This is a genomic window from Roseisalinus antarcticus, from assembly GCF_900172355.1.
Classification (GTDB): Bacteria; Pseudomonadota; Alphaproteobacteria; order Rhodobacterales; family Rhodobacteraceae; genus Oceanicola; species Oceanicola antarcticus_A.
The window spans coordinates 1-8,539 of record NZ_FWFZ01000064.1 but is presented as its reverse complement, the minus strand read 5'-3'; the positions used below and the strand labels follow the sequence as shown (position 1 = coordinate 8,539).

Sequence of the window (8,539 nt, the reverse complement as noted above, 5' to 3'; positions counted from 1 at the left end):
GAGATCATGTTCGGACGCTTGAAAGACTGGAGGCGCGTCGCCACGCGCTATGACCGAAGTCCCAAGGTCTTCCTCTCGGCCATTGCTCTCGCCGCAACCGTGATCTTTTGGCTATGAGTCCTGAGCCTAGAACGTCCTGCCAGACCGGCTCCACCTCGGACCGCGCCGAGAACTGGATGAGGGCGGTGCCGCGCTTGCCGTCGACGGTGGCGCTGCGAACGGAGCTCAGCACGTCGCGCACCGCAGTCTGGCGATGCGCGTCGAGGACCGATGCGCCCTCCAGCCGCGCCAGGTCGACGGCCTGCGGATCGAGGCTCAGCCGTTCGATATACTGCCCCTCTATGTCGCGGCGGCGCACCGGCGCGCCGGTGGACCAGACCACATCGACCGTGCGGGCCTCCGCGTCGGCCGTGGCGGGCGCCAGCGTCGCGCGGCGGGTGAGCAATTCCATGGTGTCAGCCATCGCCGGTCTCCTTCTCCTGCGGCATCGCGGTCTGGCCGAAGCTGAGTCCCAGCCCGTCTGCGCGCCCCTGGTCGGCGGCGATCTCGGCATCCACCTGTTCGGCGTCGTAGCCGCGTTCAGAGATCGCTTGGGACCGGCTCTTGAGCCCCGCGCCGATCGCAAGGATCTCGGCCTGCACGTCCTTCATCGGATCGACGTAATCGAACTTCGGCGGAAGCCATTCGCAGCCGAGATAGGCCTCGGGGTTCCGGTCGAAGTCTCGCGCCGGCAGATCGCCGGTCAGCACCGCAAGCCGCACGAACCGCTCCCAGACCGGGCGGCAGAACAGATGCACGACCACGTTGTGCTGGAGCTGCTCGACTCGGCGGCGGAACTCGATCAGCCCGGCCCGAATCGAAGAATAGGCGGCGCCCTCCAGGTCGCCCGAGACCAGCTCGTAGGGCAAGCCGAGCCCGGCCGCGACGGCGCGCAGGTGGTTCTTCACGAAGGGCGCATAGGCGTCATGCTCGGTCGGGTTCGAGAAGCGGATGTCGGTGCCGGGTGGCAGCGGGATCAGGCTGCCGGGCTCCATGCCCACGGTCAGCGCGCCGCCGCTGTTGGTGCCCGAGAGCCCGCCCGCCGTGCCGTCCGGATCGGTGATGAAGCCGGTGAACAGCGCCGCGACCTTGGCTTTGACCAGCGCGGCGTCCTCGAACTGGTCGAGCTCGTGCAGCCGCAGCAAGATCGGCGCGAGCCAAGTGATCCCGCGCAGCTGCCCCGCGGCGAGCGGCTTGAACAGGTGCAGGCAATCGGCGGCGGGGACGCGGAGCGGGTCCATGCGGAGAGACCCGAGAGGATCGCCCGGACGGGAGGACAAGACCCGGTAGGCGACCCGGCGACCGGCGGCATCGAACTCGATGCCAGCGCGGATCCGCGCCCCGCCGCCGATCTCGCGGTGCAGGTCCATGGGAACCTGCTCGCGATCCAGAAGCTCGAGGTGGAGGGGGATGCTGGCGGCGTCACTGGCGACGCGCAGCCGGGCGAAGCTCTCGCCGCTCTCGACCATCGCGCGCACCGCCATGGCCTGCAGCCCATAGAAATCCGCCAGCCCGTCCGGGGCGGCGTGATCGGTCCAGCGCAGCCAGAGCGCCTGCAGCCGCTCGCGCACCGCACGGTCCAGATGGGTAGATTGCGGCTTGATCCCGGCGCCGACGACATTGCCGACCAGGCTGTCCACCGCTGCCGCGACCCACGGGTTGTTCCGCGCATACCAGCCGGCCCGCCGCGCCGCCGTGGTCGCCCCTGCCAAGACCGCCGCGTTCAGCCCATCGACCGTCCGCGCACCCTCCCAACGCCGGCTGCCAGCCGCAGCGTCGAAGCCGCGAGCGCGCGCGAGGCCGAGAAGGCGATGGAGGAAGGTCCGCATGGGCGACAGAATCGCCCGAAACGGACCCTCAAGCTATTGGGAATGTTTGGTATAGCTGTTTGCCCTGCTACCGAAGGAGAAGCGCGTATTGCCCATCTTGCCAAGCGATCTCGTACCCGGCTTCGATGAGCGCAGGTCGCAAGCCATCATGTTGTTCGTTGGTCAGATCGAGCATAATCGCTTGAACACCAACACGAGAAATCATGGAGATAAATTCCGAATCGCTGGTAAATACATTCGGATCTCGATTTAAGAAAACATAAATTGAGGCACGCTGATCAAGCTCGTTTCTGAAATTATCATCTTCTCGCTGTGGGATATAAAGCCAGCGTCCCTCAACCACTGGCGGCCGGTCTTCAAGCACTGTTACCCAGGCTGAAACGCTTTCTGGGGCCAAGAGCAGGCCAATATCAGTTCCAGAAATCCGCTGGGCGATACGGAATTGCGCATATGGAACTTTCAACGCCGAGAAGCCAAGCTCGGCCTTGTAAAGAATTGAGCCCGGACCGAGAACTCCTGCCATGAGTACAGTCAAAACTGCAATTCTGACGGGCATCCGGCCTACCGCCCAGAAAAGGCCCAGCATTGCCGCTATCAAAAACGGTATCGGTACAGCCCAAAAGAGGCGGTGATTGATATATCCAGTCACGTGTTCGGCGTATAATGGCAACAGAAGGGGGTTTAGGACCAGTATCAAGGCAAGCGCTAAATACACTGAGATAGGCCAAAACCTCTTGCAGAGTATCGGAGCCGCGAGCGCGGCGAAAACGACTGCCATGCCCAAAACCATCACTTGGGGTGAGCCAAATATGCCCCATAGCATGCCACCAATCGTTCCTGCAGCGGTGTGTTCAGATGGACCTGGCGGATCGTTGATGAGCAGGTTCAGAGCAAGGAAGGCTGGATACAAGATGACCAAAGGGAGCCGGAAAGCGCGCCACCGCTGCTTGTTTCCGACGACAAGCCAGGCGGCTCCAACGAGGGCGACCGCTAAGGGTGCAGCGTAGACGGCATTCGCCGTGAAACCGATCGAAATCACCACGGCGCCAACCAGAAGAGACAACGCACGCCAGGACCCCGTCTTCATCGCCGACACGGTCAAGACAGCCAGCAAAGGCACCATGACCGTTACGTAGGGACCCTTTCCTTGAAAGAAGCGCGGGATTGCGTGATACCCGAAGCTCTGCAGGGCTCCGTCCATGGCGACAAGGAGTGCGAGATGGAAGCCAAGCGTCCACCCGAAAAAGCGCGGGAACAAGGCGCCATGCAGGAGCGTCAGGACACTCGCCGCCCATACACAAACGAAACCCGGCACCACCGCATGTGCCACGAGGATCACCGGCAGCCCTGTGGCGTCCGAAATCAGCGCGGTAAGAAGCTGATAGCTTTCGAGGCGATAGGTTGACTTGATGAAGTCTAGTCCCGCGATCCCCAGCATTGTGTCTTCGGTATAGACGGCGTCGCGGAGTTCCTTTGCGCCAACGGCGAGATTCAGGAAAAGGCTGTCATCCGCATCGGGCACCGACGTGAGGAAATAGAAGAGCAGCACCGAGGCGGCTGTAGCAGCAAAAGCAAGATCCAGCCGACGACTACCGGGCTCGGCGTCTTCATGCGTCAAGACCAATGGGGCGTAGGCCCCCGAACGGCGCGAGTACCACAATGCAAATGCTGTAACGCCGAGGCAGGCAATCCAGAACGGCTCGGCCCTCGAGAACTTGTACTGCAGACCGGCTGTCACAAGGAAAACGACCGCTCCTGCTGCGAGAAGCGCCAGAAACCTGTTGCGGTCGGCTGCCGCAGGTGGAGGTGCCCATGTCAGGCCCTGAACTGCGAGCGCATTGGTTGTGAAGATGTCCACGATCGGGCCGGCCTTCAGCGCACCCAGCACGCCCGCGATCAGGGCAACGCCTGCGACGAGGTAGAGCGTTCCGAAGCTCAACGCCTGGAAGGTGACCAGGTGCACGCCGATTGTCCAAGCGAGCAGAAAGAGAAAGCCAGAAAAAAATACTCGCGTGGAGATCAACGCTGTACTCCCGTCTTGTGAGCCACAGAGAAGACGTTTTTCCCGATGAACGGATTCGTCGCATAATCGATCACTCGGCTGACCGGAAAAATGAAGCGATCGTAAAGCTCGATGGGTTTTCTGTGGATATCCCCACTGCCCTTCGAGGTTGCGTTGTACAGCAAGGATGCGAAGAACCCTGCGATATCTACATATGCCGTACGGGTAACTTTCAGCCCTGCTTCTTCCGAAACAGCCCGTAAGCTCGCACGGGTGTATCGGCGATAATGCTGGACCTTCCTGTCCATGTCTCCGAAGAGGATGGGAAAGGCTGGAACGTAGGTGTAGACGACGCCGCTCGGACGGAGTATCCGGGCGCATTCCTTCATCGCAGCGATATCGTCCTCGATATGCTCGAAAACGTTCAGAGAAAAAATGTAGTCATAGCTTGAATCCGCAATAGCGTCAGAAGAGCTAAAAACTCGAAATCCCTTAGACTGAAGTATTTCGCACTGATGAGCGTCGACCTCCAAACAATCAACCTGGACCCCCCGATCGCGCACCATAGTCGAGAAAGTCCCAATTCCAGCGCCGAAGTCAAGTATTGCGCTTTTACCTATACGATTTTTCAGTACTTGGTCGGTTAAAAAGCGATTATACTGTTTGGCCTCAAGCATCACCTCAAGGTTGTCGACGCCGCTGTAGCTGAATTCAGGTGGTGATTTGTTCATAAGTCTGAGCTCACTGTTTTGGGCTCGTGGCGATGTCCGTTTTGAACACGTAACGCTGTGACCCGAGGAAATTCACGATCATGCCGACCACTGCGCCCCCTGCCAGTGCGCCGAGCGCATTCAGGGGCGTCGGCTCGATGAAGACGAGGAGAACTGAATAGACGGCGAAATTCGTGAGCGAGCCGACAACCTGTAAGGCAAAATAGAGGTTTAGTTGACGACGGGGCGACGATCTCGTGGCGTTTGCGAAGGTCCAAATCCGGTTCAGCCACCATGTGGTGAACACCGCAGCCGGAAACGATAGGCCGCGTGCCAGAAATGGATTGGCGTCGTTGGAAACGAGGAGCCACAATAGACCGCCATCGACCATGAAGCCGAACGCACCGACGACGCCAAAGCGCAGCAATCTTCTAGGCGGGGTCATTGCTCGCCCCTCCCGCTCCTCGGTACTGGCAGGGACAGGTAATGCAGGCGCTTCATCTCCCGGCGCCCGAGTGTGACGGTGTCGAGGATCAGCCCCGAAATGAAAGCTAGGAACGCCAGGATCATGATGGAAGCCGACAGGATCGCGGTCGGAAAGCGAGGCACGAGTCCGGTTTGCAGAAACTCGACGACAATCGGATACCCGAGAACCAAAGATACCAAAGCGCCAAGCAGGGAGATGATGCCGAAGAACCGGAAGGGTCGTTCCTCCTTCACGAGGGAAACGATCACTCTCAGGATGCGGACGCCGTCCTTTATCGTGCTGAGCTTGCTGTTGGACCCGGGCAGCCGGTCGCCGTAGACGGTGTCCACATCGGCGATGGGCATACGCAATTCCAAGGCGTGCACCGTCAATTCCGTCTCGATCTCGAAGCCGCGTGAGAGGGCCGGAAAGCTCTTGACGAACCGACGGGAGAAAACCCTGAAGCCCGAGAGCATATCCTTTGTACGCTTGCCGAAGATGGTGGCCACCAGGCTCGTGAGCATCCAGTTTCCGAACTTGTGCCCAGGCCGATAGGCCCCCGTGCTGTCCGTCACCCGGCAGCCGGTAACAATGTCGAGGTTGTTGTCGAGGAGCGTCTGGATAAGCCTCGACGCGGCCGCGGCCTCGTAGGTGTTGTCGCCGTCCACAAGGACGTAGATGTCGGCCTCGATGTCCGCGAACATCCGTCGGACGACATTGCCCTTGCCTTGTTGTGGCTCCTGACCCACGAGGGCACCGGCCTCACGGGCGGCCTCTACCGTCCGGTCCTTCGAGTTGTTGTCGAAAACCCAGATATCCGCTTCTGGTAATGCGTCCTTGAAATCTCGCACAACAAATGGAATTGGCTTTTCTTCGTTATGGCAAGGGATGCAAACTGCAATTTTCATCAAAAGACCTCTACTTCAAACAAATACGCTACGCCTGCCCCCGCTACGTCAGTGCCGCGCTGTGTGCCGAGCCATGGCCGAGAAAGCCACACAATTTTAGATCATTCATAACAGCTTATGCCGAGGAGGCTACACCGAAAAAGCCGATACAGGCTGTGCGTGCTACGCCATCCACACCGACCGGATCACGCGCCCAGCCTCCACGCCTGGCTGCACCGGCACCGTTGCCACCCCCTCCACCTCCTCGTTCAGCCTGAGCCCCATGCTAATAAGCCCGTGCAGGGCGGCGTGAGCGTAGACGAAGGTGTCGAGGGCCTCGTTGCGTTCACCATCGCGCTTGGGTTGCCAGGAGCGGATCGGGCGCCCGCGCTCGAAACGGGTGACGACGCGCTCGGCGGTCAGCTGGCGGAAGTAGTCGGCGTCGAGACGGCGGGGGAAGTGGATCGCGCCGGGGCCCGGTTCGATCAAGCGCAGGCGGGCGTAGACGGCGTCCTTCAGGGCGTCCACGCCGACGATGAAGAGCGGGATCTTGCCCTTGTTCGTCCGCGTCGGGCGGCGCGGCCAGACCGGGATTCCGGGCCCGCCGCGGCCCTTGATCGCCCATATGCGGCGTGCGAGGCGTTCGCGGCAGAATTCGTAGGCCATCTTGGTATGGTGGCCGCCGGTGTCTATGGCGGCGGACCGGACGGGCAGGTCGATCCCAGAAGGGTGTGGGAACGTCGCCTGCAGCACCATGTCGAGGTCGGCCCAGAGGCGCGGGCCCGACGGGTCGCCCCAGAGCACGCAGTAGTCGACCACCCATGCCTCCTCGTCGCGGCCCCAGCCGACGATCTGCACCTCGATGCGGTCGCCCTGTACGTCGACGCCCGCTGTCAGCACGGCGACGGAGGCGGGCAGCGCCTCGCCCCAGTCCTCGCGCCTCGCCATCAGCGGATCGGCGGGAACGGTGGCGCCTGCCTGGTCCTCCCAGGACTCGCCCAGCTTGGTGTTGACCCAGACCTGCAGGCGGGGCGGATCCTTGCGGACGCGGCCGTGCTCGGCGGCGATCTCGGCCCATGTCTCCCACGGCGAATAGAGCGCGGAGAGGTGGAAGCCTGCGGTGCGGCCGTCGCCCTCGGCCGTCGCGCGCCACTCGCCTGCCGCCAGCAGGCGGGGTTTCTCGTGCTCGTGGTGGATGCCGCCGCAGGCCTCGCAGACCAGATACGCCGCGTCGCGCCGCCCCTCGGGCCAGCGGATGCGCGCCCAGGTGATCGGGGCCAAGTCGCCGCAATGCAGGCAGGGGACGTGGTAGAAGCGCCGGTCGCTGTGCTCGAAGGCGACCTCGATGCGGGAGTGGCCCTTCAGCGTGGGCGTGGAGACCATGTAGATCTTGCGTCGCCCCCGGAAGGTCGCGGTGCGCTGGATCGCAAGATCGACCGGGTCTCCCTCGCCATCGGCATCGCCGGGATAGCCGTCCACCTCGTCCAGGAACAGGTAGCGGACGGGCGTCGAGCGGAGCCCCACGGCGCAGTTCGCCCCGGTCATCACCAGCTGGCCGCCGGGGAAGGACTTGCGGAACAGGCTGTTCCCGGCGTCGCGGGAGCGGGGCGTGGCGACCAGTTCGCGCAAAGCAGGCGTCGCTTCGATCAGCGGGTCGATGCGGACGGTGGTGTTGCGGCGCACCATGTCGAGCGAGGGCATGACCAGCATGGCGATGCCGGGCGCGTTCTGGATGATGTAGCCGAGCCAGTTCAGCCCCGCCTCCGAGCCGCCGGTCTGCGCGCCCTTCATCAGCACGACGCGTTCATAGGGGCTGGAGGTGGACAGAGCGTCCATCACCGCGCGCAGATAGGGCGTGCGATCCGTGCGCCAGCGCCCCGGTTCGGCGGAGGTGGGCGGCAAAATGCGGTTGCGGTCGGCCCAGTCCGAGACCGGAATGGGCGGTTCGGGCCGGATTCCGCGCCGCCAGGCAAGATCGATATCAGGAACCATCGTCAAAACTCCCCAGCGGCATGTCTGCCAGATGCTCGAGGTGCTCGCGCATCATCCGGTCCAGCGCAGCGAAGGTGGCGCGGGGATCAGCGCCCAACTCAGCCGCCAGAAGGGGCGCGCTGCGCTGAACCCAGGCCATATGTGCGTCGCGTTCAGCACGGGCGCGCGCGAAAACAGTGCGCGTGGCGGCGGCGGTTTCGATCAGCTGGCCCTGTTCCCGCTCGAACGCCAGCTTGGCGCGCTGGACTTTCACGATCTCATGCAGCCGCTTGGCTTCAGCCAGCGTCGTCGCCGCGCGGGTCGAGCTGGTGGGACCGCCTTTGTTGCGCCTTGCCGGGTCGAGGTTGTCCTCGATCCAGGCCAGCCCCTCGGCCACGTCGATCTGCCCGTCCGCGCGCACCGGCAGACCCTCGGCCACCAGCTGCGATATGCGGCCCTTGGTCAGGCCGACGCGGATGGCGAAGGCGGTCTTGGTCTCTTGGCTGTCGAGTTTAGTCAAATTCGCCCCCTGACGCTGGAGGGGTCATGCGCTGCGCTCCCCCACATACGGATCGGCGCAGGAGGAACCGCCCGGCGGCCTGCAAACCGGCGTTCCCGTCCGCTAACAACGGTTC

7 protein-coding genes and 1 pseudogene are annotated in these 8,539 nt (G+C 62.8%); 1 reads left to right on the top strand and 7 read right to left on the bottom strand.

Annotation, left to right across the window (positions count from 1 at the left end):
* Positions 1-117 (top strand): annotated as a pseudogene (locus tag ROA7023_RS24200) (IS5/IS1182 family transposase); the annotation flags it as partial.
* A 338-nt stretch (positions 118-455) separates the two neighbouring features.
* Here ROA7023_RS24200 and ROA7023_RS22415 read toward each other — a convergent pair.
* From ROA7023_RS22415 to ROA7023_RS22385, 7 genes are all read right to left on the bottom strand, one after another.
* Positions 456-1,868, bottom strand: coding sequence for a phage portal protein (locus ROA7023_RS22415; protein WP_085881202.1), 1,413 nt, complete (start codon positions 1,866-1,868; stop codon positions 456-458).
* 67 nt (positions 1,869-1,935) lie between these two features.
* Entirely contained in the window at positions 1,936-3,891 is a 1,956-nt protein-coding gene (locus ROA7023_RS22410) for a DUF6077 domain-containing protein (protein WP_085881201.1), read from the bottom strand.
* The gene (locus ROA7023_RS22405; protein ID WP_085881200.1) at positions 3,888-4,601 is read right to left on the bottom strand and encodes a class I SAM-dependent methyltransferase; all 714 of its coding nucleotides are present in this window, start codon (positions 4,599-4,601) and stop codon (positions 3,888-3,890) included. The genes ROA7023_RS22410 and ROA7023_RS22405 overlap by 4 nt, the downstream gene beginning before the upstream one ends.
* 10 nt (positions 4,602-4,611) lie before the next feature.
* Positions 4,612-5,007: a GtrA family protein gene (locus ROA7023_RS22400; protein ID WP_159458646.1), complete on the bottom strand. Its 396-nt coding sequence runs from the start codon at positions 5,005-5,007 to the stop codon at positions 4,612-4,614.
* A 14-nt stretch (positions 5,008-5,021) separates the two neighbouring features.
* A complete protein-coding gene (locus ROA7023_RS22395) occupies positions 5,022-5,954 on the bottom strand; it encodes a glycosyltransferase family 2 protein (protein ID WP_085881198.1) in 933 nt (310 codons plus the stop codon).
* Positions 5,955-6,116: 162 nt separating this feature from the next.
* On the bottom strand, positions 6,117-7,925 hold the full coding sequence (locus ROA7023_RS22390; RefSeq protein ID WP_085881197.1) for a phage terminase large subunit family protein: 1,809 nt from the start codon (positions 7,923-7,925) through the stop codon (positions 6,117-6,119).
* On the bottom strand, positions 7,915-8,424 hold the full coding sequence (locus tag ROA7023_RS22385; protein ID WP_085881196.1) for a hypothetical protein: 510 nt from the start codon (positions 8,422-8,424) through the stop codon (positions 7,915-7,917). The genes ROA7023_RS22390 and ROA7023_RS22385 overlap by 11 nt, the downstream gene beginning before the upstream one ends.
* Positions 8,425-8,539 lie beyond the last annotated feature (115 nt).

Coding starts and splice junctions, on each gene's coding strand:
- ROA7023_RS22405 (WP_085881200.1), bottom strand. CDS start 4,601: ATGAACAAATCACCACCTGAATTCAGCTACAGCGGCGTCGACAACCTT.
- ROA7023_RS22415 (WP_085881202.1), bottom strand. CDS start 1,868: ATGCGGACCTTCCTCCATCGCCTTCTCGGCCTCGCGCGCGCTCGCGGC.
- ROA7023_RS22395 (WP_085881198.1), bottom strand. CDS start 5,954: ATGAAAATTGCAGTTTGCATCCCTTGCCATAACGAAGAAAAGCCAATT.
- ROA7023_RS22390 (WP_085881197.1), bottom strand. CDS start 7,925: ATGGTTCCTGATATCGATCTTGCCTGGCGGCGCGGAATCCGGCCCGAA.